The sequence below is a fragment of the Shewanella benthica KT99 genome, from assembly GCF_000172075.1.
Classification (GTDB): domain Bacteria; phylum Pseudomonadota; class Gammaproteobacteria; order Enterobacterales; family Shewanellaceae; genus Shewanella; species Shewanella benthica_A.
This window is the reverse complement of record NZ_ABIC01000009.1, coordinates 1-25,432: the sequence shown is the minus strand read 5'-3', so window position 1 is coordinate 25,432 and position 25,432 is coordinate 1. Positions and strand designations below refer to the sequence as shown.

Sequence of the window (25,432 nt, the reverse complement as noted above, 5' to 3'; positions counted from 1 at the left end):
TGCTAAGGTTAGCGTTTAAGTGCTTCGCTCAGTAATGGGCGAACAGTTTTAACGATAGCTGATGTCGTTTTCGGAGCGCCAGCTATGATATTACCCGAAGTCATATAGCCGTGATTACCAGCGAAGTCGGTAACCGTGCCGCCAGCTTCACGTACGATGAGATCGCCTGCGGCAATATCCCAAGGCTTGAGGCCAATTTCGAAGAAACCATCTACACGACCCGCAGCAACATAAGCAAGATCCAAGGCGGCAGAGCCTGCACGGCGTAAATCTGCACATTGAGTAAACAATGAGCCGAAGATTTTCATGTATGTTTCTGTGTGTTGCTTGGCTTTAAACGGGAAGCCTGTCGCTAAAATCGTGTCCTTGAGATCGTTACGCTTAGATACGCGCATACGGTAATCATTGAACTTAGCGCCTTGACCACGTACCGCGGTAAATAGTTCATCACGGATTGGGTCATAAATGACAGCGACTTCTGTCTTGCCCTTGTATTGAAGGGCTATAGATACTGCGAAATGAGGAATGCCCCTAACAAAATTGTTAGTGCCATCCAGAGGGTCAATGATCCAAAGGTAATCTTTATTCTCGCCTTTGTTCTCTCCACCTTCTTCACAAATAATGGTGTGATCTGGGTAAGATTTACGGATCTGATATGTAATGGCGGCTTCAGCTTCTATGTCTACATTTGTTACGTAGTCATTCACTCCTTTCGCTGTCACTTCGACTTTATCGAGTTCAGCAAAAGCACGTATAATCGTTTGGCCGGCGGCGCGAGCGGCGCGCACGGCAATAGTCTGCATCGGATGCATTACAATCCCCTGGATGTTAAAGAACAGATATAATAATCGGGGCGTAGTATACGTTATCCAGTGAATATATCAAATGCCGATTTTTGTATTAAGCAAACAAAGTTCACTGTGTTAATATCTATGCATTGTTTAATCATCAAAATTAAGTAGTTTCATGCTCAGCAATATTCGTGTAGTACTCGTCGGCACATCCCACCCTGGCAATATTGGCTCTACCGCCCGTGCAATGAAAACCATGGGACTCTCCACTCTATATCTAGCTGAACCTAGGGTCCAACCCGATGGTCATTCTATAGCGCTGGCAGCGGGTGCATCTGATATATTGAAACATGCAGTGATAGTGGATAGCGTTGCCGAGGCGATTGCCGATTGCAGCTTGGTTATCGCGACTAGTGCGCGTAGCCGCACGTTAGATTGGCCCATGCTTGAACCAAGAGAGGCTGGCGAGAAATTAGTCGCATCAGCACTAGAGGGTCCTGTTGCAATCGTATTTGGTCGTGAAAATAATGGCTTGACCAATGAAGAACTGCAGAAGTGTGATTATCATGTTGCTATCCCAGCTAACCCTGAATACACCTCTTTGAATCTAGCTCAGGCCGTGCAGATCATCTGTTACGAGGCGCGTGTCGCTCATTTAGAGCACGAGAAGCGAGAGCTTGATAAAGGCCGCTCGGTAGATTATGTCGAAGAAAAAATCGAGTATCCTTTTGCCAAAGAACGTGAAAACTTCTTTGAACACTTAGAATCAACCTTATTAGGCACTGGATTTATCGTTAAACAGCACCCAGGTCAAGTCATGACAAAATTGCGTCGTCTGTTTAGTCGCGCTCGTCTTGAAAGACAGGAGATGAATATTTTACGAGGCATGCTGACTTCGATAGATAAGAAGATGCCACCGAAAGACGACAAACAAGCATAAGGAATCGAACTATGGGAGTCATTGCTCGATTAAAAGATGATATTAACTCCATCTATCATCGCGATCCTGCGGCTCACGGAACCTTGGAGATATTATTGAACTACCCAGGGATGCAGGCCATTTGGATCCATAGGGTAAGTCACAAGCTTTGGCGACGAAAATGGCGCCTGCTCTCTCGTTGTTTATCTACTTTTTCCCGCTGGTTGACCGGTGTAGAAATACATCCTGGCGCCATCATAGGCGATCGGTTTTTTATCGATCACGGTATGGGCGTGGTGATCGGAGAAACTGCTGAAATAGGTGATGATTGCACCCTATATCATGGGGTGACGCTAGGCGGTACCACGTGGCAAGCGGGTAAGCGTCATCCTACGTTGGGTAATAATGTGGTGATTGGTGCTGGCGCCCAGGTGTTGGGTCCGATCACCATGAACGATGGTGCGCGTGTGGGCTCTAATTCTGTGGTGGTGAAAGATGTACCTAAAGATACCACAGTGGTAGGCATACCAGGCCGTATCGTTGCAACGCCCAATGCTAGCAATATAGCCCAGAGTAAAAGACGTAGTGAAATGGCCAAAAAGTATGGTTTCGATGCCTACGCCGTTTCTGCGGATAACCCGGATCCGGTCGCTAATGCCATCGGCCAGATGCTAGACCATATGCATCTGATGGATTCAAAAGTCCAGGAAGTTTGCCAAGCGATTCAAACCATGGGCGGCAGTGTTTGTACCGATAAACTACCAGAACTTGATGTCGAAGATTTCAGTGATGCTGAGTTGGCTGCGGCAAAGCAACGTGAGAAGGCAATTAATGAGTTTGATCCTATTATCTGATTCTTAGTGGCAGAACCCCTAATCATTGATTGAATATTGAGACATGAAAGGGTTAAATACTCCAGTCAAATTGAAGAGTATGATTAAGTGCTATAAATTCATTAATACTTAACTGTTTTACTAGGTTTAATACTTGACTAAATTACTCAGGTATGTTTGAATTCCCCTATGCATTATTGGGAGCCATGGTCGCTATGAAACTTACCTCGAAAGGCAGGTATGCCGTCACTGCTATGTTAGATGTTGCTATACATTCTACATCAGGGCCTGTACCTTTAGCCGATATTTCTGAGCGTCAAGGGATATCTCTTTCTTATCTCGAACAACTTTTCGCAAAACTTAGAAGACATGGACTGGTTTCAAGTGTCAGAGGACCCGGTGGTGGCTACCGTTTAGGTGCCGATGCTGTCGATATCTCCGTTGGTATGGTCGTTCGCGCCGTCGACGAGTCGGTCGATGTAACTAGGTGCAAAGGCCAGGGGGATTGTCAGAATGGCACCCGTTGCCTCACCCATTCCCTGTGGGGTGACTTGAGCAAACAAATTTCAGATTTCTTAAATGGGATCAGCCTTGCTGGCTTAATGAATAAACGAGACGTTCAATTTATTTCAGTGAAGCAAGACGCAATGCAACAGGAACAAAGAGTGACGTTATAAGTTAACTTTGTATTTTTATATTATTTTTTGTACATATGTTTCGCCTCTCTGAGGCTACGCTGTACGGAGTGTGTGATGAAGCTTCCTATTTATCTAGATTATGCTGCGACAACGCCGGTTGATCCACGTGTTGCAGAGAAAATGATGCAGTGCCTGACTATGGACGGTAATTTTGGTAATCCTGCGTCTCGCTCCCATCGTTATGGCTGGCAGGCTGAAGAATCGGTTGATATCGCTCGAAATCAGGTCGCGGATCTGCTCAATGCAGATCCGCGTGAAATTGTATTTACCTCGGGTGCTACCGAGTCAGATAATTTGGCCATAAAAGGTGTTGCTCATTTCTATCATAAGAAAGGTAAGCACATCATCACCAGTAAGACAGAACATAAAGCGGTATTGGATACCTGTCGTCAGCTAGAGCGTGAAGGTTTTGAAGTCACTTATCTTAAGCCTGAGTCAAACGGATTCATTCCTCTCGAGCGAATTGAAGCGGCAATGCGCGACGATACCATTCTTGTCAGCATCATGCAGGTTAACAATGAAATCGGTGTCATTCAGGATATCGATGCTATAGGTGAACTTTGCCGTAGCAAGAAGATAGTTTTTCATGTCGATGCAGCCCAGAGTGCGGGCAAGTTACCCATAGATGTGCAGAAGACTAAGGTTGATTTGATGTCAATCTCGGCCCATAAGATGTACGGACCTAAGGGTATCGGTGCCTTGTATGTGCGCCGTAAGCCGCGTATTCGCCTCGAAGCGACGATGCACGGTGGTGGACATGAGCGTGGTATGCGCAGCGGCACATTGGCGACCCATCAGATTGTGGGTATGGGCGAGGCCGCCGCTGTCGCTAAAGCCGATATGGCAGCAGACAATGCCCGCATCAGAACATTACGTGACAGATTGTGGGATGGCGTCAAGCATATCGAAGAGACCTACATCAATGGCGATAAAGCACAAGGTTATTGCGGTAGCCTCAATGTGAGCTTTAATTTTGTTGAAGGTGAGTCTTTGATGATGGCATTGAAAGATCTTGCCGTATCATCGGGTTCGGCCTGTACATCAGCCAGTCTGGAACCAAGCTATGTCTTACGTGCGCTTGGCTTGAATGATGAGATGGCACACAGCTCGATCCGTTTCTCAATCGGTCGTTTTACCACCGAAGAAGAGATAGATCACGCTATTGAAACAATTAATAAGTCTATCGATGACTTGAGAGAGATGTCTCCACTTTGGGAGATGTTTAAAGATGGTATTGATTTGAGCACGGTTGAGTGGGCACACCACTAAGTCGCATATCAACGGATAAAGATTTTGGAGTAGTATCATGGCTTATAGTGAAAAAGTAATCGACCATTATGAAAACCCACGTAACGTAGGTTCTTTCGACAAGAATGACCCATCAGTTGTGACCGGCATGGTCGGCGCACCTGCCTGTGGTGATGTGATGAAGTTACAACTTAAAATCGATGATAAGGGCATGATTCAAGATGCCAAGTTTAAGACTTATGGTTGTGGCAGTGCTATCGCATCCAGCTCACTGATCACCGAGTGGGTCAAAGGCAAGTCTATCGAAGAAGCTGCAGCGATTAAGAACACGGATATTGCTGAAGAGCTTGCATTGCCCCCAGTGAAAATTCATTGCTCTATCTTGGCTGAAGATGCCATTAAAGCAGCAATCGAAGATTATAAGTCAAAGCAAGCTAAGTAATTTTCCGGAGTTAAGATGGCTATTTCAATGACTCCTGCCGCCGCAGATCGCGTTAAAAGCTTTCTGAGCAACCGTGGTAAGGGGATTGGTTTACGTCTGGGGCTTAAAACCTCCGGATGTTCAGGCATGGTTTATGTCATCGAGTTTGTCGATGAATTGAATGACGATGATGAAGTCTACGAGGTCGCAGATGTTAAAATCATTATCGATGCAAAGAGCTTTATCTATCTTCAGGGCATAGAGCTGGACTTCGTTAAAGAAGGCCTCAATGAAGGTTTTCAGTTTAATAACCCTAATGCAAAAGGTGAGTGTGGTTGTGGCGAAAGCTTCACAGTCTAACTAGCCGAAAGAATTAAGCCATGAACTATTTTGAGTTGTTTAGTCTCACGCCCTCCTACGACATTGACACCGCCCTACTTGCAGAACGTTATCACGAACTGCAACGGGCGGTTCATCCCGATAAGTTTGCTAATTCCAGTGAACAAGATAAACGTATCGCCGTTCAACGAACCGCTCAGGTTAATGATGGCTTCTCGACGCTGAAAGATCCCCTGTCGAGAGCCGAACATATCTTGGCTCTGGCAGGCATAGATCTCCGCCACGAGTCGACCACGGTGAAGGATACGCAATTTCTGATGCAGCAGATGGAATGGCGTGAGTCGTTAGAAGATATTGCTCACAGTGAAGATCCCGATGCTATGATAGCCGAGTTATATGCTTCTTTTAATGTGTATAGCAACTGCATCAGTCAGGACTTAGCTGGCTTGTTACTCAGTCATTCTGAGTCGGATCTCGCAGCCGCAGCAGACCTTATCCGTAAATTGAAATTTATGGCAAAATTACAAGTCGAGCTGGAACGCATCGAAGATGCACAGTTTGACTAGTCGTGTTTACTCTTTTTTTGATTAGCTATCCTTTCTCAATGGCTAATATTTAGGTTGGAATTTTATGGCCCTTTTGCAGATCGCAGAGCCTGGACAGAGCACAGTACCACATCAACATAGGTTGGCTGTTGGAATTGACTTAGGTACTACAAATTCGTTAGTGGCTACGGTTCGTAGCGGCGTTGCTAACACCTTGGCCGATGATCAATCGAGACACTCGTTGCCTTCGATTGTACGTTATACGGACGATGGCATCCAAGTCGGCGCCGAAGCCGAATCTTATTCGGCACAAGACCCGCAAAACACCATCATCTCTGTTAAACGTTTTATGGGTCGCAGCCTCAGCGACATTCAGTCAGGCAGCCAAGATCTTCCTTATCGATTCGAAGCCAGTGAAAATGGCCTTCCCCTGTTTGTGACTAAGCAAGGTCAGGTGAACCCGGTGCAAATTTCGGCCGAAATTTTAAAGCCGCTGATCTTGCGGGCAGAGAAGACCTTAGGTGGCGATCTCGAAGGGGTAGTGATCACAGTACCTGCCTATTTCGATGATGCCCAACGTCAGGGTACTAAAGATGCAGCAGGATTATTGGGTGTCAAGGTCTTACGTCTATTGAATGAGCCTACCGCTGCAGCGATAGCCTATGGCCTGGATTCGGGTCAGGAGGGCGTGATTGCCATCTATGATCTGGGTGGTGGTACCTTTGACATCTCCATATTACGCCTGAATAAAGGCGTATTTGAAGTGTTGGCCACCGGAGGTGACTCGGCGCTTGGTGGAGATGACTTCGATCATCTCTTGCATCACTATTTATTAAATGAATGGCAGCTAGCCACCCCTTCTGCGACGATCAGCAGGCAACTGCTTATCGAGGCCAGACGCATCAAGGAGCAGTTGACCCAAGATACTGAGGTCACGGCTTCATTGACCTTAGAGGATGGTAGCCAATTACAGCACAAGGTCACCAGAGCCTTATTTGAGTCATTGATCGGTAAACTGGTGAAGAAAACCATTAGCAGTTGTCGTCGCTCTCTGCGTGATGCTGGGATTAAAATCGATGAAGTACTCGAAATTGCCATGGTGGGCGGCTCGACTCGAGTACCTATGGTCAGACAACATGTCGCCGATTTTTTTGCTCGGGCGCCGCTGACATCCATAGACCCTGATAGTGTCGTTGCCATAGGCGCCGCGATTCAAGCGGATATCTTGGTTGGTAATAAACCTGAGTCCGATCTCCTGCTGCTGGATGTGTTACCTCTGTCTCTGGGAATCGAGACCATGGGGGGACTGGTGGAGAAGGTGGTATCTCGTAACACCACCATTCCGGTTGCCAAGGCGCAAGAATTTACCACATTTAAAGATGGCCAAACCGCGATGGCTTTCCATGTGGTTCAAGGTGAACGTGAACTCGTGGATGACTGCCGCTCTTTAGCAAGATTCACCTTGAAAGGCATACCGCCAATGGCTGCCGGTGCCGCTCATATTCGAGTCACGTTCCAGGTGGATGCCGATGGCTTACTCAGCGTCACGGCGATGGAAAAGTCTACCCAAGTTAAATCCAGCATTCAGGTGAAACCTTCATTCGGTCTAACCGATATGGAGATTAGTGCCATGCTCAAAGATTCCATGGCCAATGCTAAGCAAGATATCACCCGGCGCATGTTAGCAGAGCAGCAAGTAGAGGCGGCTCGGGTATTAGAGACCCTGACCGCAGCTTTAAGCAAAGATGCCGATCTGATATCTGCTGATGAAGGTGTCGTTATCGAGAAGAGTATGGCTGAGCTCGCTCAAGTTGCTGCTCTTGATGATACCGATGCCATTGAAAAAGCCATTAAGACATTAGATGCTTGTACGCAAGATTTTGCATCTAAGCGTATGGATAACTCTATCCGGTTGGCACTTACAGGCAAATCGGTTGACAGTATTTGACAAATAATCAATAGATTAATTGGTAATCAATAGGTAAAAAAGATGCCACAAATTGTATTTCTACCCCATGAAGAGCTGTGTCCAGATGGTGCAGTCGTCGAAGCTAATGTTGGTGAAACCGTACTTAATGTAGCATTGAAGAATGGCATTAACATCGAACATGCATGTGAGAAGGTGTGTGCATGCACTACCTGCCACGTGATCGTTCGTGAAGGGTTCGATGAGTTAGCAGAAAGCGATGAGCTCGAAGATGACATGTTAGATAAAGCCTGGGGACTCGAGCCCGAGAGCCGTCTATCCTGTCAGACCAAAGTGCCAAATTGTGATCTCGTTGTCGATATTCCTAAGTACACAGTAAATATGGTGAGTGAGGCTAACTAGTCTAAATCGCCACTTGTGTCTATTTGAAGATAATGAGTCGAAGATAGTTAAGCCAGTCTCTTGAGACTGGCTTTTTTTATGCGGTGAGATGCCAGCTATACTCTAGTTATTACAATTATGCTCAAGGGGTTGGATATGCCATTAAAGTGGATAGATTCACTCGATATTGCCTTAGACTTGTTGGAAATGTATCCGGAAACCGATCCTGAAAGGCTTCTATTTACCGATCTGCGTGAATGGATCTTAGCGCTGGACTCGTTCGATGATGATCCAGAACACTGTAATGAGCGCATATTGGAAGCAGTCCAAGCCTGCTGGATAGCCGAGCAGTGATATTCAATTCCATTAGGCTATCTATGGCGTTATCGGTAGCCCTAGTGTTTTGCTTGTCATCGGCTCTGGATAGCGATGAAGCAGGATGAAGTTAACGTAATATTCCATTCCTTGGGCTATAAAGTTAGGTTTTTTGTGACAAACCTCGTATAATCCGCGCGAAAATTAAAACTGTTTATTATGAAGGAAGCTTCTCATGGCTATCGAACGTACTTTTTCTATCATTAAACCCGATGCTGTTGCAAAAAATAACATTGGCGCTATTTACAACCGTTTTGAAACTGCAGGCCTGAAGATTATAGCTTCTAAAATGGTTCACCTAAGCAAAGAGCAAGCTGAAGGCTTTTACGCCGAGCACAGCGAGCGTCCTTTCTTCGGTGCGCTAGTTGCATTCATGACTTCTGGTCCTATCATGGTCCAGGCTCTGGAAGGCGAGAACGCAGTTCTGGCTCACCGTGACATCTTAGGTGCGACTGACCCAGCTGACGCTGCATCGGGTACTATTCGTGCTGATTTCGCTGAAAGCATCGATGAGAATGCAGCTCACGGTTCTGATTCTGTTGCTTCTGCTGAGCGTGAAGTGGCTTACTTCTTCAGCACAGAAGAGCTTTGTCCACGCACTCGTTAATTCGACGCTAAGTAAAGTTGAAAAGGAGCCTTATGGCTCCTTTTTTGTTGTCGGTATTTTGAATGTTTACTCGTCTCCTCCTTTCTACCCAGTTAAATCCCTAAGTAATGTGTTAACAAATTATACCGCAGTAGAGTTAGGCTTATTTCCCGATCGATGTCATGGTGAACAAGTTAACTGGGTTGGCTTTATGTGTTGGGTAATTGCTAATTAAAATTATTTGTTTTTGTTTATACGATTATTAGGTTATTTATATAGAGAGGATTGTGCTTATTGGTTTTTTATTCTGTCGTTTAATCTAATCGTGGGCAATGACCCTAAGTTTATTTGGTCCTCTGCTATTTATTACTCTGAGTATGATTAACTTGCTAACTTTCAGTGTTAATTGGTTACATAGATCTCATATTGTATCTTGTGGTTGTTGTTATTTGTAATGTTGAGTTTTTAATATAAATCTGTTCACGCTTATATCATAACTATATGTTTTTAAGCGGCTTGGTTTGTTTTGGTGTTTGTTTTTGAATATGTTATTTTTTGTATATGTATCAATCGTTATCATTTAGGTTGTTTAATTGTAATTTCGGTCGACTTAAATGCTGCATTTAAACAATATTCAACCCGAAGGCATTAACTGTTGAATTACAGTTTTGCAAAAACTAAAACAATAAAGTAATAATTATTATCACAATGCCGGTATTAATCGTTCAGTTATTAATTAATGTCTAAGTGATGAGGGAGAATATATGAACTCAATGACCTTAACAGCAAAAGCAGTACGTGTTGGTTTATTAGCAGCCGCAACAACAAGTGTTGCACTTTCTGGTCTAGCGTTTGCTGAAGAGCAAAATGATGGTGCAAAAGTTGAACGAATTTCTGTTACTGGCTCGCGGATTCAAAGAACGGACATGGAAACTGCAAGTCCAGTTACTATTATTGATGCCAGTGCGAGCAGGGCTTCTGGGGCAACCTCTATCGATGAAATATTACAGAAAATGACAGCAACCGGAGGAGCCATGACCAACCCTGGTATCAATAATGGTTCTCAGGGTAATGCAAGCATAAACCTTAGGGGCTTAGGTTCGCAGCGTACTCTAGTCTTGGTTAATGGTCGTCGTATGGTTAACTCTGGTACAGGTGCAGCCTCTACTGTTGATTTAAATACCATACCTGTATCCATGATTAAGCGTGTAGAGATTTTGAAAGATGGCGCATCGGCTATTTATGGTTCTGATGCCGTGGCTGGTGTCATTAACATTATTCTTAAAGATGACTTCGAAGGTTTTGAGGCTAATGTACAGACTGGTATCTCTGGGCACGGCGATGTTCAAGAGACCAGCTTTGACTTAACCATGGGTGGCAGTTTTGGTCGTGGTAATGTCGTTATGGGATTACAATATATGGACCGTGGTGAGGCGAGTATGGCCGACCGTGATTCAACCCAGTGTGACTACGCTGAACGTACTAATGCAAACGGCGATCTTGAACTTTATTGTGGTGGTAGCTCCTATACTCCAGTTTAATAGAGCATGGCCATGAGTATGGTGACAAATTGGATTATGGACGTCGTATGGCTGATGTCGGTAATCGTGAGTTTTCTCAAGTCGTGGATACTGTGCGTGTGGTTGTCGGGCTCGATGGTATGTTAGACAATGGTTGGTCTTGGGATACTTCTGTTAACTTCGGCCGTAATGATTCGGTCGACCGTTTAGCTAATCTAATCAACATGGGATCAGTTAATACAGGTATTACAGAGGGAACATTCAATCCTCTTGATCAAGCATCTTGGTCTCAAGAGAATATGACTGAATATTTATATACTGGGATTAACTCTGGCGGCAGTGAAATGTTTATTGTTTCAGCTGATTTATCCGGTGAAATTATGGAGTTACCTGCCGGTTATTTAGGTTTTGCCACAGGTCTTGAGCATCGTACTGAAAAAGCTTGGTTTATTCCTGATTCATTAACTTCACAAGGAATGGCAAATGATCCAAAGGTTGAGCCAACAGGCGGTGAATACGATGTAAACGAAGCCTATATTGAATTCGCCATCCCTTTATTATCCGGTCTTCCGTTTGCTGAGCAAGTTGATTTAAGTGCGGCGATGAGATATTTCGATTACAGCACATTCGGTAGTGACAGTACTTGGAAGCTAGGTCTAACATGGCGTGTAACTGATGACTTTATGCTTAGAAGTGTAGCATCTACAGCATTCAGAGCACCGTCAGTAGATGAGCTATATTCAGGTAAGTCTCCTTCATTTGACCAAGTACAACATCCTGTTGGTCAAGATCAAGCCTAAGTCACTCGTGGCGGCAACCCTAACTTGACTCCTGAAGAAGCTGAGACCTTTACTGCTGGTTTCGTTTATTCTCCTTCATGGTTTGATGGTTTCTCTATCACAACAGATTACTATGATATTTCAATTACTAATTCAATAGCTTTAGTGAATTCACAATATATCCTTGACCAGTGTATGGACGCTCAAGGTAATCCAATCAACACTGAAACTAGCTTATGTCAATCAGCTGATACTAAGATGGGCGGTGGCAATCGCATCATCTTTAATAACCAATTGCAAAACATAGGTGCAGAGATTACTTCAGGTATCGACATCAATTTGGCGTATACCTTCGATGCTGTAGGGCTAGGCTGGAAAATGGGCTTAGATAGCACTATCTTACTTGAAAATGAGTCAATTATTCTGGGTGAGTCTATCGATTATGCTGGGGTAATTACTTCAGGTAGTGGTGGTTTTGCTAAATATAAGACAAACTTTGATTTAGGTGTAGAAGGAGATAGTTGGGGGGCTCATTATCAAGCTCGTTACATCTCAGGCATGGACAGCTATGTCTGTCAAAGTGAACCATCTACATGTTATGCGCCGTCAACAGATAGCATTGTTTACCATGATATTTCAGCATCGTATTTCTTATCGAATACTTGGGCAATCTCAGCGGGTGTAAACAACTTACTCGATGAAGATGCACCGTATTACACAGGTAATAACGATGACAGGGGGTATAATAGAGGAGCTTGTACTGGGAAAAAGCTGGGTTAACATGCTTTTATCTGAGAGACGTTAGTAAAACTCTTGAATTGTACTTTATCTAATTTGATTGCGAAATCATTTTTATTTAGTGGTTTATAGAAATAATACCCCTGGATCTGGTCACAGCCGAGTGCAGATAAATACTGATATTGCACCTCAGTTTCTACTCCTTCGGCCACCACGCTTTTTCCCAGTTTATGGGCCAGCATGATAATGGCTTCGACAATTTTACAGTTGTCCTTGCTCTGAGGCAGTTGGTCGATAAATGACTTGTCGATTTTTAACACATCACAGGGAAATTGCACTAAATAGCTTAAGGACGAATAACCGGTACCGAAATCATCGACGGAGATATGAATATCCAGATCTTTGAGTCGGTTGAGTATCTTAATGTTGTCTTCGCAATGATCCATCAACAAGCGTTCCGTTATCTCAATTTCGAGTCTGTTGCCAACCACCTGATATTTTCTTAGGGTATCTTGAACACTGGCCACCAGATCGCCTCGCTGAAATTCACGGCTTGGGATGTTGACTGAGATAACCGGGACCTCAAGACCCTCTTTTTGCCATCGACTTATCTGATTGATGACTTTGTCTAGTATATAGCTGTCAAGTTTTAGGATCAGATCGCTCTGCTCTGCAACTGGAATAAATTCGTTTGGTGGTATGATGCCGTTTTTAGGGTGATGCCACCTAATTAGGGCCTCTGCACCTGTGATTCTCTGGGTTTTTACATCTATTTTGGGTTGATAGACCATATGAAAATCATCATTGGCGAGTGCCAGCCTGACCTCCTGTTCCAGATATAATCGCTTCTTGGCCTTAATCGTCATCTCATTGGAAAAATAGACAAAACTGTTTTTACCATTTTTCTTGACCGAAAGCATGGCGGTTTGGGCGTAAGCATTCACCAGAGGGGGATTGACTAAGCTGAGGTTAGTCCAAATACGTCTGGGTAGTCGCATTTACCCACCACGCCCGCAATGATAGTGCTGATCACTGTTATCGGGGATAACTTGCGCTTCTTGCACGTTTCAACGACTGAGAGGATCCGAGATCGAAACTTCTCACCCCTATCTGAACTGGTGCCATAGCAGATCTTGCGCATGATCACGCTGCCACGCAAACAACGCTCGGCTTCGTTATTGGTCAAAGGTGTCCCTGGGTGATTGAGAAAAACCCATAAACCTTGCTCATATTTGAGAATATGCCGGCATCGGCCTGAGTAGCGTGAAGCGGGCACATTTTCCCCGCACTCAAGCCAGCGCTTAATATTGCGCCTTAGTCGTTGCATTCGCCGACGCCACATTATTTCGTCAACGTCACCGGCTTCATATCTATGTTGAGTGCGAAATACGGACTTGAATAGCAATACCAGTCGATTGCCGATACTCGCGGTAAGCCCCTTACCTGAATAATCGGCCATTTGTTGTAAATTACGCTGCACATGGGCAAGGCAAAATTGATGCCGTTCGGGCTCAATCCAGTTGTAGCTGGGACATTGGTCACTCACGACAATCGCTTGGGTATGCTCGCCTAATATCGATTTGGCTGCATCCTTATTACGAAAATATTTCACCTGTTGGAATACGGCATCCTCACTCGATAACAACCAGACCCAGCGGGTATGCTCTTCACCATTACGATTGTGCGTCGTCTCGTCAACATGCACTAATGACGCTTTTTTTATGTGTTGATGCAGAGCTTGGTGTGTCGGCGTCAGCATACTACTGACTCGCCCTTGCGCTTCAGAAATCAGACCGATAGAGAAATGAGTCCCGTATTGGTCTTGCAGTAAACGTTGAATTTTACGTACGCTCAGGTGATACAAGCCACTGAGCACAGCCACGTAACTGAGCAATCGTGGCCCCATCTGACCATCGGGAGCCTCTTCAGGCAAGGCTCCTTTGCTCACGGTGTTGCACTGCTGACAACGCCCGTGAAATAACTGGTATTCAGTTATATCAAGTGCAGGTTTAGGTAATTCAAATACCTGATGACGATAGCTTGGAGTCGGGTTGGCAATGACCTCGCCACCACAATCAGAACAACATGAATCGGGTAAGCAAGCGACTTGCTCATCGGTTGCGCTGAGTTCCGCTAATGGTCTTTTATGCCCCGTATGTCCAGGTTGAGCGCCAACCTTATTTCCACTACGAGGCGTTTGAGCTTTTTTCGCTCAGCCTTATCCGCAGGGGAGTCAGAGGATGGTGATTTGGATGAGTTTCTAGAGCTCAATGCTAGGCGATCTTCATATTCACGTAACTTTTCCCACAGTTCTTGAATGAGTAAGTTTGCTTTGTTTTCACCGAGTTCAGCAACCGTAGGCGGCTCTGTTGCGAATTGTTTTTTCTTTTTCATGAAGCTATTTTGACACGGCAAAGAGATCGTTCAATAGCGATATGACCAAACCTTATTGATCATCAATTGATCGTGTCAATAAGGGGCTGGTGAACGGTTACGTTTGGGCATTGCTGAGTAAAATTTCGCTGTCTCCGGTGAAGTGACTGTGATGGCAGATACCAATACTGCAATAGAGATAGATGTCGTGGTTATCTATCTCGATCGGTATGCTGGTGAGTTTAATTATCTTCTCGGCAACAATTGCGGCATCGCATTCATTCTCGATAAAGTCCAGGTAGATGGCAAACTCATCTTCACTCACCCGGCAAAGGGCATCGTTACTCCTGATGATAGACTGCAACCTGTGGCAGAAGGAGATTAATGCTTTATCACCTAAGTCATGACCCAAAGAATCATTGATGCATTTGAAGTTATCTATGTCGATATAGAGTAGACAAATATTGAGTTGGTGCCGGCAAGCCCGGGCGATACTTTTCTTCAAATAGGCCTTAAATAGCTCCCGATTGGGCAACTGTGTGAGCCGATCATAATTGAGCAGATGAGTAGTTTCTGCTGTGGCTGTATCTAACAGGCGGCTGATCTGCGCCTTCTCTTCATCAGCTTGGCTGATCCTGAATTGATTTCGTGAGATGGCATAAGTGATAGCACGCTTGAGTTTTTCGGGTGAACACTCTGACTTAGTGATGAAATCGATTGCGCCTAAGGCTAATGCATCATTGGTTAATTTTGCCGGGAATGACCCGTGAGTATGATGATAGGCATACTGAGCTGACGCTTGCCCTGAAGGCGTTTTAGTACCTCATTAGCGTTATAGTCGGGGAGTTCATAGTCGAGTAATACGCAGTCGAATCGGTTGGCATCGAGTTGATTCAGTGCGCCTTGCCCCGTGTTGGTACTCGTGACCGATAATGATAATTGAGTATGGGCTAAAAGCTCTATAATTACCGTACTCATGGCGTGATTATCTTCAACTAGCAATATCTTCAGTGGTTTATCAGGGTTTTTCATCAAAAAGTCCTTTTTTTGATAAGGCAAAAATAATGGTAATATGGACTCATTTGAAGATAGTCAAGAGGCGTTTATTTAGCAATGTCCTTAAGCTTTATACCTGAGCACAAGACTAAAAAGTCTAATCTAGGACTGAGTGATAACCACTAAGCATAATAAAGGCCGCTGCGGGGCCTGAATGAGTTATTACTCTTTATACAGTTTTAGTCTTAAATAGCTAAAAGTCTAAAATTGTGCTTGAGAGTGGGTTAGTCAATTCGATGCCGGTTGGCGGACTCACTCTAAGATTTGTGTCACCCAAGGCTGTACGAAGTCGGCAATCTGCATCTGTGCCTGAGCATTGGGGTGAATTCTGTCTCTTTGCATCAATTCAGGATAGATGGCGATATCTTTCATGAAGAAGGGCATAAGGGTTATTTCATGCTCCTTTGCTAATTGGTTGTAGACATCGGCAAACATCTGCGCATATCTGGGGCCATAGTTTGGCGGTACCATGACCTCACTCAAGAGCACTTTCGCATGGGTTTCTTTGACTAAGATGATTATTTTTGTAAGGTTTTCTTTCAGTTGTTGGGCAGTAAATCCGCGTAATCCGTCATTGCCTCCCAATTCAATCAAGACCAGCTTAGGCTTGCCAGATTCAAGCAGGGCGGGGAGTCTACGCAATCCTCCTGCCGTGGTTTCACCACTCACTGAGCCGTTTATTATCTCATGTTCCGGTAGTTTGGCTCTTAACAAATTGACCCAACCTTTATCTTCATCGATACCATAGCTTGCACTTAAGCTATCTCCCAGGATTAATATAGGGGCGGCTAATGCTTGAGTGCTAACGAGCAGGCAGGTTAAGGTTAGCAGAGTCAGCAAGCGTCTAAGTAAGATGGAATAGAAGGGTTTTATGTCAGATATCAGTGCTATCACAGTTAAGAATCTCGTTAAGTCAGTGGCTACCCAAGAGGGAGAGCTTACTATCCTCAACGGCATCAATATGGATGTCAAGCATGGAGAAAGTATCGCTATTCTTGGGCCATCAGGATCTGGGAAGTCGACCTTGCTCGGCTTGCTTGCGGCGTTGGACTCTCCGAGTTCCGGTGAGATCATCTTAGATGGCATTGCCATACAGAATTTAGATGAGGAGAAGAAGGCGGCAATGCGCAAGCAGAAAGTCAGCTTTATTTTTCAGTCATTTATGTTGGTCGATACACTCAATGCCCTGGAAAATGTCATGTTACCCGCCGAATTGGCTGGAATACCTAAGGCCAAAGAGAAGGCTAAATCCATGTTGGGCAGAGTTGGGTTGAGTCATAGACTGAATCATTTCCCCAATCAGCTCTCCGGTGGTGAGCAGCAACGCGTCGCCATCGCCAGAGCATTTATCTGTGAGCCCAAGGTGTTATTTGCCGATGAGCCCACGGGAAATCTGGATGCTGCCAATAGCAAGAAGGTGGCGGACATGTTGTTTGAGCTCAACCGCGAGAGCGAGACGACGTTGGTGTTAGTGACTCACGATCTGGTATTGGCTAACCGATGTGAGCGTCAGTTGCTGATGGACTCGGGTGAACTAACTGAGGTTAGGAATAAGCTGTCAGATGCCACTAAGCCTGCGGTAGTCATAACAGATAGTCAGCCAGCTAAGGCGGAGGCAAGTTAATGGAGATGAGTCTGGCGTGGCGTTTGTTTAAACGGGAACTCTTGCAGGGGCAACTCGTGCTCATCGTGTTGGCTATTACCCTGGCTGTGTTATCTGTGACAGGATTAGCGCGAGTCAGTGAGCGATTACAGTTAGCCATCAATGGCCAAGCCTCAAAATTTATCGCTGCCGATAGGATAATCAAGTCACCGACTAAGATTGATGAGTCGATTCTTGCCAAAGCCGATGAGATAGGATTGGCGCGAGTCTTAAGCTTACAGTTTAATTCTATGGTATTTGCGGATGATAAATTTCAATTAGTCACGGTCCGCGCCGTGGAGCCGGGGTATCCTCTCAAGGGTAAGATAGAGCTTAACTCGGATAGTCGTGTTCCCTTACCTGGCTTGGGAGAAATTTGGTTTGAAACCCGTTTGGGGGGCTTGCTGGGTTACCCCAAATCCTTAGAGCTAGGTAATGCTCTGTTTAGCTTGAGTGAGGAGATAGCACGCTTACCCGACGCCGGATTTAACCCCTTTGCTTCCTCTCCCGTGGTCTTGATGCGCATGGCGGATGTGGCCGGAACCGGTGTGATCCAGCCTGGCAGTCGGGTGACCTATCTGGCGCAATTTACCGGCGATGAGACGCAACTTAAACGGTTCGAAGCCTATGTTAAACCGCTGCTTAATGACAGCCAGCGCTGGATAGATGTGCAAACCGGTGACTCACCCATAGCCGATGCGGTTAAACGGGCGGAACGTTTCCTCTTGTTAGCCAGTCTGTTGGGGATTGCGCTGGCCTGTGCGGCAATCGGCATCGCCGCCCAGAGATATTGCCAACGTCATTATGATGTCGTCGCCATGCTTAAAACATTCGGCGCTTCGGGTAAACAGATCCGCACCTTGTTTGGCATGCACCTGTTGTTAGTGACCTTGCTCGGTGTGATGCTTGGCTTGCTCGGTGGTTTTGTGTTAGATATGGCCATAACCTTCTTGTTACCGCCTGAAATTGCCGCCTATTCTCCGCCTTTATCCAGACCGATATTACTGGGGATTGCCACCGGATTTATCAGCGCCTTTATGTTCTCGGCCTACCCCTTGATGCGGTTATTATCTATTCCGCCACTGCGGGTTTTTCAGCGTCAGTTAGAGGGGCAGCAACTGGGGATGTGGCTGCACTTATTATTGAGTCTGACAGCCATTGCGCTGTTGGGGTATCTTTATTCGGGCAGTCTGGTATTGACCCTGACGGTTGTTGCCGGTGTGCTCTTGCTGGGCTTACTATTGAGCGTGCTAGGCTTCTTGATGATCCGTATGGGCCATAGCGTGGGCATGAAAACCACTAACCCATTGCAGTTAGCCCTGGCGGGTCTGAGACGTAGAGCGAAACAAAATGCCATACAGCTGGTCGGGTTCAGTAGCGCCCTGGTGCTATTGTTGACCATTTTCGCCTTGAGGCAAGACTTACTCAATGAATGGCAGAAGCAGCTGCCTGAAAATGCGCCCAATTACTTCTTAGTCAATATCGCTCCCGATGAGGTTAGCCCTTTAGAGCGTTATCTGGCAGCCAATACGGTTAAAACCACTGATATTTATCCCGTGGTCAGAGGTCGCTTAACGGCGGTGAATGGCGAGAAGTTCCTCACATCTGCTCAGGTAGCGGCTGGCGTCGAAGGCAGGCAAGGCATTTCACGTGAGCTCAACCTCACCTGGCGAGACAGTGTACCGCCAAATAACGAAATATTAGCAGGGGAATTTAATACTAACTCTGACGAGGTGTCGGTTGAGTCGGGTATTGCGGAGCGCTTGGATCTTAAGATAGGCGATAGCCTGACCTATATCATCGATAACCAGACCTTAATCGTCAAGGTTGGCAGTATTCGTGCCGTTCATTGGGAGACCATGCAGCCTAATTTCTTCATGATCTTCACCAAGGAGTCACTGGGGGCTTTTTCTTATACCTCGATGGCGAGCTTCTATCTCGATGATAATCAGTCGCAGATTATTCTGGATATCATCAAGCAATTTCCTACGGTATCCATCATAGATGTGGGCACCATGATCAAGCAGTTGCGACAGATAATCGATCAGGTTTCCCTGTCCCTCACCTTGGTATTAGTGCTGGTGGTGCTGGCCAGTAGCTTGGTCATGATAGCGCAGACCGAGGCGGGCATGGCGAGCAGACAAAGAGAGCTGGCGGTGTTACGTACTTTCGGTGCATCAGGCTGGTTATTGAGGATGGCAACCGGACTCGAATTTGCCTTGCTGGGCACAATAGCCGGATTATTGGCGGTGATCGTTGCCGAGTTTATTCTTTACTTGCTCAAGACTCAGGTGTTCGAGTTGAATGTCTATATGCACTGGCATTGGTGGGGCCTGTCACCCTTGTGTGGTGCTGTCACTGTCGGACTCTTGGGTGTTTGGCGTTGCCGACACTTGCTAAAAAAGTCTTGCAGCGACTTACTCAAAGCGGGCTAGCGTTGACGCTTTGATGAAGGTTAAGTCGCAAGGTTGCGCCTTTTTTTCGATTGATGGGCCCTAAATTGCTTATCTTAACCGTTTATAAGTTTAATATTATTCAGTGGGTTTCAGCTATTGGGGAGCTAGGCCTATACTCACAGTATTGACATCTAATTGTGAGTCTAAAAGTCATGGTATGGCCTTTCTGAAGCTGGGCTTCTTGTTATGTATCGTTGCTATTTTCTTCTCTTGTGAGGTACACGCCGAAGTGCAAAGGATACAAGCCGCCCCTGGGGATAATTGGTAAAAAGCGTCTGCAAGAGGGCAAGGAGTCGTGTGGACTCGAGAGGTTCCAGGTACCTCGGTTAAAGAGTTGAAGTTGGAGGCGATAATTGATGCACCTATCGAACAGGTATGGCGAACCTTGACCCAAGTTGAGCATTACACTAAGTTTTTGCCTTATATGGTGGAGATCAAGGTCGTCAAGCAAGAGGGAGCGGATAGAGCTTACGTCTACCATAGGGTCAATCCGCCCCTGGTGAGTCAAAGAGATTATACCTTACTGGTTGTCAATGAAGTGGACACCGAGAAGGGGCAGTATTATCGTTATTGGACCCAGAGGAATCAGTTCGGACCTAAACCCATAAAGGGCATAGTGCGTTTAGTGGTGTGTGATGGCAGCTGGTCTCTCACGGCTAGAGAAGATGGACGTACCCAAGCGACGTACTGGCTCTATACCGATCCTGCGGGCAGTATTCCGGCTTGGCTTGCCAATACAGTCAATACCAGCGGGCTGTACGATATTTTATGGGCCATCGAGGCCAGAGCCCAAGATCTGAGTTGGCAATAGTCTCATCTCTTTCCTTTCGGCATTATTGGGTATTAATCTATCAGTGACGCAAATGCCTGCTCTAACTCGGGGTAGGTAAATTTAAATCCCGCGGCCTCTGCTCTGGTGGGAAGTACGTACTGACCTTGGGTTAATAACTCTGACATCTCTCCCAGCAGCAGCTTTAAAATAATGGTGGGCATTGGCATGAATACCGGGCGAGAGAGTGCTTGTCCTAGCAGTTGAGAAAACGTGTCATTACTGACGGGCGCGGGCGCGGTGGCATTAAAGATCCCCTGACATTTTTCCTGGTTCAGTAAAAACACGATTAAATTAATGTGATCGTCTTGATGGATCCAACTCATCCCTTGCTGACCTGTTCCTATGGGTCCCCCTAAACCTAATTTATATGGCAAGAGCATTTTGGCCAGTGCACCGCCTGATAAGCCTAATACCAGTCCAGTTCGAATGATGCAGACTCTGGTGTTGTCCGACTGAGCCGATAGCGCAAGCTCCTCCCATTGAGAGCAAACTCTTAAGGGGAAGTCATTGGTGGTGCTTTCATCGAGTGGGGTTAACACATAGGACTCATCTATGGGCTGAGTGCCTTGCTTGCCATAGATGCCTATTGCAGATGAACTCACCAATACCCAGGGCGGATTATCACTGGCTTTAATTAACTGAGCAATACGTGAAGTCATCTTCCAGCGACTCTGACAAATCAATTGCTTCTGTTTTTCTGACCAACGTTTATTGGCAATTGGCTCACCCGCAAGATTAATCACAGCGTCAAATTCATTAAAATCTGACAGTGAGGTCAAGTTTCCCAGGTATTGATGTTCTGCGCCTAGCTGGTGGTGAGCCACGGCGGGAGAGCGGGTTAAAATGGTCAGTTTATTTTCATGACTCAAGACTCTGACAAGCTGGTGGCCAATGAATCCTGTCGCACCTGTGAGCAATATTTTCATGGTTTAGCTTTTCTAAGGATGAGATTAGTCATAGGTTCAATTGTAGCAGAGAGATGTGTGTTGTCGCACAAAGCCTTTATATTTATGGTGTTTCCAGCACGTAGACGGGCTGAAATCAACAACCTGAGATGCCAGGCTCTTGATTATCTATATGGGTTAAACCGGTGCAAATCATTAGATGAGTGTCGCTCTTAATTACCTACTTAATGGAACGGGTATTACATCTTGTTATTTTTACTGTAGCAAAGTGAGAGAGACACAGAATCTGCGAAACGAAGTGCATGAGGCTTGTCTATTTCGACACTGGCAAACTCGACCCAAGCGTGATCGCTGGCGATGTTGAGCACCTGACCGGTAAGGTGCTCTAATAAATTAAATCGATTGTGTTCAACTAATTCAATGATTTTTTTTGTGATTGTGCGATAATTCAGCGCATCATCCATGTTGTCACTGTTACGGGCTTCAGCGGCGCTGTAATGGATTTCAGCATTGATTAAGATATCTTGTTTGTTTTGAATTTCGTCATCCTTGATGCCGATAAATGTCCTTAGACGTAGATTTTTGATGCGGATGATGGCGATTTCAGGTCTCATATTAGTCATTGCTCCATGCTGAAGTTAGTTTTATTACGCTATTAGTTATTAAGCCTATCAATCTATTAGTTAATCATGAAGGATTATATTCATATGCCAAGAGTTGATACCCAATCAGTTGCGTATAAAGGGTTCGCGATCATGGCATTTATCGTGGTGATCTTGGCCGGAGTTAAGGCGGCCAGCCCGATTGTGGTGCCATTTGTGCTTTCGGCATTCATTGCGGTGATCTGTAATCCGGTTATTGGCGCAATGACACGGTTTAAAGTACCCAGACCCTTGGCTGTTCTCCTCTTGATGGTGTTTATTGTCATGATGGGTCTGTGGTTAGCGCAAATTGTCGGCAGTTCAATCAATGAGTTTTCTAATCAGTTACCTCACTATCGAGATCAGTTGGTGGAGCAATTTGGGTGGATTGTGCAAAAGTTGCAGACACTCAATATTATTATCACCAAAGAGCAGATCTTGGCCTATTTCGATCCCGGTATCGCCTTATCCATGACCACTAATATGTTAACTGGTGTGGGTGGCGTGATGGCTAATCTGTTTTTAATCATTCTCACCGTGGTGTTTATGTTGTTTGAGTCTCAGACCTTGCCTAGGAAGCTACATTTTGCTCTGGATGATCCTGAGATGAGAATGCAGCAGATAGATAAGTTTTTGCATTCGGTCAATCAGTATATGGTGATTAAGACGCTTGTGAGTCTGGCGACTGGGGTGATTATTGGCTTCGGTCTGGCAATTATTGGAGTGGATTATGCACTTTTATGGGGGGTCATCGCCTTCCTGTTTAATTATATTCCCAATATAGGTTCAATTATTGCCGCTATTCCTTCTGTGTTATTGGCCTTTATTCAACTCGGCCCAACAGCTGCAGGAGTAACGGCTCTGCTCTATTTTTGCACCAGTATGGTTATGGGGAACCTCATAGAGCCTAGATACATGGGCAAAGGCTTAGGTCTTTCTACCTTGGTGGTTTTCCTGTCATTAATCTTCTGGGGCTGGTTATTAGGCTCTGTAGGCATGTTATTATCGGTACCCTTAACCATGATTGTCAAAATTGCCCTCGAATCGAGTCAGGGAGGGAGCTGGTTAGCGATATTGCTGGCCGATGATGTTGATGATGTTAAGCCGGACGATAATGACAAAGAGGATATGTCGCAGACCGTTTAAGCGAGACTCGAGTATTAACTAAGCCACATATAGGTGGCTTTGTTGTTTTTATAGAGAAATAAATTTCTACAAGTGAGAGAAATGCAGTTATTTTTTGATGAGTTGAATAAGATGACTCTGGGGGAAGAGGTTAATCGCCTTTTTCATGGTCGTGGTGGCTTATATCCGGGAGCTGAGCATATCTGTTTGGATTGGTACCCGCCAGTACTGCTGTTAACCAGTTTTAAGCCTCTGGAACCTGATGCCTTAGATAAGTCGGTAGCATTGATTAAGCAGAGGTGGCAAGCCCTTAAGGGAGATAAAGCGCTAAACCTTGTTTATCAGTACCGCAGCGGCGGACGCACCCAAACCGATTTGATAGAGGGAAGTGTCCCGGATAAGCATGCTGTCCTAGAGAACGGCGCTCAATACCATGTTCATCTGCTTAAAGGGCAGAATCATGGCCTGTTTCTCGATATGAAGAATGGCCGTCAATGGGTGAGGGACCATGCTCAAGGTAAAAAAGTACTCAACCTCTTTTCATATACCTGTGCATTTTCAGTGGCCGCACTGCAAGGTGGCTGTGATAGTGTCGTTAATATCGACATGAGCAAGGGGGCGCTGTCGATTGGTAAACAGAATCATCTACTCAATGGATTCACTGCTGGCGCACGTTTTTTCGGCCATGATATCTTTAAGTCTTGGGGTAAGTTAACCAAACTTGGCCCCTATGAGATGATTATCGCCGATCCGCCAAGCGATCAAAAAGGCAGCTTCGTGGCGACAAAAGATTACTCCAGACTGTTGAAACGTCTGCCTGAGCTGTTGACCGAAGACGGTGAGGTGTTGTTGTGTCTCAATGCGCCGGAGTTGACTATCGATTTTCTGATGCAGCAAGTTGCAGAGTTTAGCCCTAGTTTAGAATTTGTTGAGCAGCTGGCTAATCCAAGTGTTTTTGCGGACATCAGTAAAGACAAAGCGCTCAAGGTGCTAAAATACAGACGTAAAAACTTAAGTCACTGTTTTAGAAGTAAATAGTCAAGTGCTCGTTCGAATGTAGAATGGGTATTTTGATAACAGATATTCTCGAGTTAGCGAGTCTAGCTAAAGCATCAATAACCCAGTCTTTCATGGATCGTCGATTGACCATGGGACTCGATAATATGCTCTACTTTTGTTTTATCTATATATTTTAAGGCCGATATTTCAGAGAAGAGTCTTTCCTGTACATCAATTGGCATGTTCATCATGTCCATAAACATGAATATGTTGAGTGTGTCACCTTGACCAAATAGGTCAACCAGTTTTTCAGCTTCAAATTTAACAAGCGCATTCATTATTCCGTCCTCCAAAAAACTCAACGACGTTCCCACAAATATTAATAGGTATCCTTAATTGATAGCATAATTGATAGCAGTTCGAGGGCCGAAGCCTAGATTTTTTTTGCAGCAAAAAAATCACACTTAGGCCTCAAACGTATAAAAACGTGAAAGTCTTTCATGTTTTATAACGGAATTCGGTTGCTTTAAACGGATTTTTCGATGTTTTAGGCTTTCAGGTGAAACCAAACTGAAAGTTTTATGTAATTACCTGTGGATGCCTGATATAATGAGTTGAAGAAGTAGTAGAACATCTGCCACTTACTATCATGGCAAAATGTCATCGAAGTAATGACATGCCTCAGACCTTACAAACTGGATTCGGAGTTGTTATGGAAGTTCAAGAATACGAAGGCGCATACTACCAAATACAAGACGAAGTGATGGAGTCTTTACCCGTAGAGAAGGATGAAGATGCGTTTTTGGATTAGGGAACAATCCTCAATTTGAGAGTTAATACCAGTTCCTCACTAAAGCGCCTTGAATTGAAAAGCCTGAATGGCTCACCTATTTAGTGGAGTGCTGGAATAAAAATAGCAAGCTTAGCTTGCTATTTTTTTGTTCTATTTGCTAGTTTAGATTGCCTTTTTCGGGTAAGACTTCGATAATTTCCCAACGCGAGCCGATTTTGTGCAGTCGAATGCTTCTATCGTCTATCCAGGCCTCCCCCCCTTTAAGTCCCTGCATCTTTACGATAACGGTAACGTCGTCAGTGAGCTTTCTGAAGAAGTCGATATCTATCTCTTCGATCTTCATGGTGACCTCTGTCATGGAGAGGTTGAGGACGTGCCTCTGTACCGCCGCAGCGATATAGTAGTGGCTGAGTACCTCTTTCATGGGCTCATTGACAAATTGCTTGGCCTGGTTGACGTCTCGTTCCACATAGATGGCGTGAAAGAAGCCGAGAGAAACCTGTTCAGGTG

General features: G+C 45.2%; 26 protein-coding genes and 1 pseudogene. 17 read left to right on the top strand and 10 right to left on the bottom strand.

Features of this window, described 5'->3' with window-relative positions:
- Positions 1-8 precede the first annotated feature (8 nt).
- Positions 9-812 (bottom strand): inositol-1-monophosphatase, encoded by an 804-nt coding sequence (gene suhB, locus KT99_RS05810; protein ID WP_005497967.1) that lies wholly within the window; start codon positions 810-812, stop codon positions 9-11.
- Positions 813-966: 154 nt separating this feature from the next.
- Here suhB and trmJ point away from each other — a divergent pair, with 154 nt between their 5' ends.
- The 12 genes and pseudogenes from trmJ to KT99_RS05750 form a co-directional block, all read left to right on the top strand.
- Positions 967-1,731 carry a tRNA (cytosine(32)/uridine(32)-2'-O)-methyltransferase TrmJ gene (gene trmJ, locus KT99_RS05805; protein WP_005497966.1) on the top strand — a complete coding sequence of 255 codons (765 nt, stop codon included), beginning with the start codon at positions 967-969 and terminating at the stop codon, positions 1,729-1,731.
- An 11-nt stretch (positions 1,732-1,742) separates the two neighbouring features.
- Positions 1,743-2,564, top strand: coding sequence for a serine O-acetyltransferase (gene cysE, locus KT99_RS05800; RefSeq protein WP_005497964.1), 822 nt, complete (start codon positions 1,743-1,745; stop codon positions 2,562-2,564).
- Between the two features lie 194 nt (positions 2,565-2,758).
- The gene (gene iscR / locus KT99_RS05795; protein WP_040571665.1) at positions 2,759-3,220 is read left to right on the top strand and encodes a Fe-S cluster assembly transcriptional regulator IscR; all 462 of its coding nucleotides are present in this window, start codon (positions 2,759-2,761) and stop codon (positions 3,218-3,220) included.
- Between the two features lie 75 nt (positions 3,221-3,295).
- Positions 3,296-4,510: an IscS subfamily cysteine desulfurase gene (locus KT99_RS05790; RefSeq protein ID WP_005497961.1), complete on the top strand. Its 1,215-nt coding sequence runs from the start codon at positions 3,296-3,298 to the stop codon at positions 4,508-4,510.
- Between the two features lie 37 nt (positions 4,511-4,547).
- A complete protein-coding gene (iscU, locus tag KT99_RS05785; protein WP_005497959.1) occupies positions 4,548-4,931 on the top strand; it encodes a Fe-S cluster assembly scaffold IscU in 384 nt (127 codons plus the stop codon).
- 15 nt (positions 4,932-4,946) lie between these two features.
- Positions 4,947-5,270 carry an iron-sulfur cluster assembly protein IscA gene (gene iscA, locus KT99_RS05780; protein ID WP_040571654.1) on the top strand — a complete coding sequence of 108 codons (324 nt, stop codon included), beginning with the start codon at positions 4,947-4,949 and terminating at the stop codon, positions 5,268-5,270.
- 20 nt (positions 5,271-5,290) lie between these two features.
- Positions 5,291-5,815, top strand: a complete 525-nt coding sequence (gene hscB / locus KT99_RS05775) for a co-chaperone HscB (protein WP_005497953.1) — start codon at positions 5,291-5,293, stop codon at positions 5,813-5,815.
- A gap of 64 nt (positions 5,816-5,879) precedes the next feature.
- Positions 5,880-7,742 carry a Fe-S protein assembly chaperone HscA gene (gene hscA / locus KT99_RS05770; protein ID WP_005497952.1) on the top strand — a complete coding sequence of 621 codons (1,863 nt, stop codon included), beginning with the start codon at positions 5,880-5,882 and terminating at the stop codon, positions 7,740-7,742.
- Between the two features lie 42 nt (positions 7,743-7,784).
- Positions 7,785-8,123: an ISC system 2Fe-2S type ferredoxin gene (gene fdx, locus KT99_RS05765; protein ID WP_005497949.1), complete on the top strand. Its 339-nt coding sequence runs from the start codon at positions 7,785-7,787 to the stop codon at positions 8,121-8,123.
- A 135-nt stretch (positions 8,124-8,258) separates the two neighbouring features.
- Positions 8,259-8,456: a Fe-S cluster assembly protein IscX gene (gene iscX, locus KT99_RS05760; protein ID WP_040571653.1), complete on the top strand. Its 198-nt coding sequence runs from the start codon at positions 8,259-8,261 to the stop codon at positions 8,454-8,456.
- A 196-nt stretch (positions 8,457-8,652) separates the two neighbouring features.
- Positions 8,653-9,084 (top strand): nucleoside-diphosphate kinase, encoded by a 432-nt coding sequence (gene ndk, locus KT99_RS05755; protein WP_005497946.1) that lies wholly within the window; start codon positions 8,653-8,655, stop codon positions 9,082-9,084.
- Positions 9,085-9,827: 743 nt separating this feature from the next.
- Positions 9,828-12,094: pseudogene (locus KT99_RS05750) on the top strand (TonB-dependent receptor plug domain-containing protein); the annotation flags it as partial.
- Between the two features lie 44 nt (positions 12,095-12,138).
- Here the strand turns inward: KT99_RS05750 and KT99_RS05745 are convergent.
- The 5 genes from KT99_RS05745 to KT99_RS05720 all read right to left on the bottom strand — a co-directional run bounded on the left by KT99_RS05745 (position 12,139) and on the right by KT99_RS05720 (position 16,423).
- The gene (locus KT99_RS05745) at positions 12,139-13,098 is read right to left on the bottom strand and encodes a putative bifunctional diguanylate cyclase/phosphodiesterase (protein ID WP_050774318.1); all 960 of its coding nucleotides are present in this window, start codon (positions 13,096-13,098) and stop codon (positions 12,139-12,141) included.
- Positions 13,059-14,494 (bottom strand): IS66-like element ISSbe3 family transposase gene (locus KT99_RS05740; protein WP_086017581.1). Its coding sequence is split into 2 segments (ribosomal slippage): positions 13,059-14,302 and positions 14,302-14,494, totalling 1,437 coding nucleotides; the frame shifts between segments, so codons are not numbered across the junction. Before KT99_RS05740 ends, KT99_RS05745 begins: the two co-directional genes overlap by 40 nt.
- Positions 14,495-14,591: 97 nt before the next feature.
- Positions 14,592-15,035 carry a GGDEF domain-containing protein gene (locus tag KT99_RS20540; protein WP_269764043.1) on the bottom strand — a complete coding sequence of 148 codons (444 nt, stop codon included), beginning with the start codon at positions 15,033-15,035 and terminating at the stop codon, positions 14,592-14,594.
- A gap of 182 nt (positions 15,036-15,217) precedes the next feature.
- Complete coding sequence (locus KT99_RS05725) at positions 15,218-15,505, bottom strand: response regulator (RefSeq protein WP_005497936.1); 288 nt, start codon at positions 15,503-15,505, stop codon at positions 15,218-15,220.
- A gap of 276 nt (positions 15,506-15,781) precedes the next feature.
- Positions 15,782-16,423 (bottom strand): arylesterase, encoded by a 642-nt coding sequence (locus tag KT99_RS05720; protein WP_420038532.1) that lies wholly within the window; start codon positions 16,421-16,423, stop codon positions 15,782-15,784.
- Between KT99_RS05720 and KT99_RS05715 the strand changes: the two genes are divergently transcribed.
- The 3 genes from KT99_RS05715 (at position 16,401) to KT99_RS05705 (ending at position 20,438) form a co-directional block, all read left to right on the top strand.
- Complete coding sequence (locus KT99_RS05715; protein ID WP_005497933.1) at positions 16,401-17,153, top strand: ABC transporter ATP-binding protein; 753 nt, start codon at positions 16,401-16,403, stop codon at positions 17,151-17,153. The genes KT99_RS05720 and KT99_RS05715 overlap by 23 nt on opposite strands.
- On the top strand, positions 17,153-19,606 hold the full coding sequence (locus tag KT99_RS05710) for an ABC transporter permease (protein ID WP_005497930.1): 2,454 nt from the start codon (positions 17,153-17,155) through the stop codon (positions 19,604-19,606). The genes KT99_RS05715 and KT99_RS05710 overlap by 1 nt, the downstream gene beginning before the upstream one ends.
- Before the next feature lie 316 nt (positions 19,607-19,922).
- Positions 19,923-20,438 carry an START domain-containing protein gene (locus KT99_RS05705; protein ID WP_005497928.1) on the top strand — a complete coding sequence of 172 codons (516 nt, stop codon included), beginning with the start codon at positions 19,923-19,925 and terminating at the stop codon, positions 20,436-20,438.
- Between the two features lie 32 nt (positions 20,439-20,470).
- Here the strand turns inward: KT99_RS05705 and KT99_RS05700 are convergent, their stop codons facing one another.
- Both KT99_RS05700 and folX read right to left on the bottom strand, forming a co-directional pair.
- Positions 20,471-21,385 (bottom strand): TIGR01777 family oxidoreductase, encoded by a 915-nt coding sequence (locus KT99_RS05700; protein WP_005497927.1) that lies wholly within the window; start codon positions 21,383-21,385, stop codon positions 20,471-20,473.
- A 218-nt stretch (positions 21,386-21,603) separates the two neighbouring features.
- Complete coding sequence (folX, locus tag KT99_RS05695) at positions 21,604-21,978, bottom strand: dihydroneopterin triphosphate 2'-epimerase (protein ID WP_005497925.1); 375 nt, start codon at positions 21,976-21,978, stop codon at positions 21,604-21,606.
- 93 nt (positions 21,979-22,071) lie between these two features.
- Here folX and KT99_RS05690 point away from each other — a divergent pair, with 93 nt between their 5' ends.
- Both KT99_RS05690 and KT99_RS05685 read left to right on the top strand, forming a co-directional pair.
- The gene (locus KT99_RS05690) at positions 22,072-23,151 is read left to right on the top strand and encodes an AI-2E family transporter (RefSeq protein ID WP_040571651.1); all 1,080 of its coding nucleotides are present in this window, start codon (positions 22,072-22,074) and stop codon (positions 23,149-23,151) included.
- An 81-nt stretch (positions 23,152-23,232) separates the two neighbouring features.
- On the top strand, positions 23,233-24,168 hold the full coding sequence (locus tag KT99_RS05685; protein WP_005497921.1) for a class I SAM-dependent methyltransferase: 936 nt from the start codon (positions 23,233-23,235) through the stop codon (positions 24,166-24,168).
- A gap of 74 nt (positions 24,169-24,242) precedes the next feature.
- On the opposite strand, the gene KT99_RS05680 is transcribed toward KT99_RS05685, so the two are convergent.
- Both KT99_RS05680 and KT99_RS05675 read right to left on the bottom strand, forming a co-directional pair.
- Entirely contained in the window at positions 24,243-24,467 is a 225-nt protein-coding gene (locus tag KT99_RS05680; RefSeq protein WP_005497919.1) for a hypothetical protein, read from the bottom strand.
- A gap of 612 nt (positions 24,468-25,079) precedes the next feature.
- Positions 25,080-25,432: hypothetical protein (locus KT99_RS05675; protein WP_005497915.1), on the bottom strand; the 353-nt coding region annotated here is incomplete at its 5' end.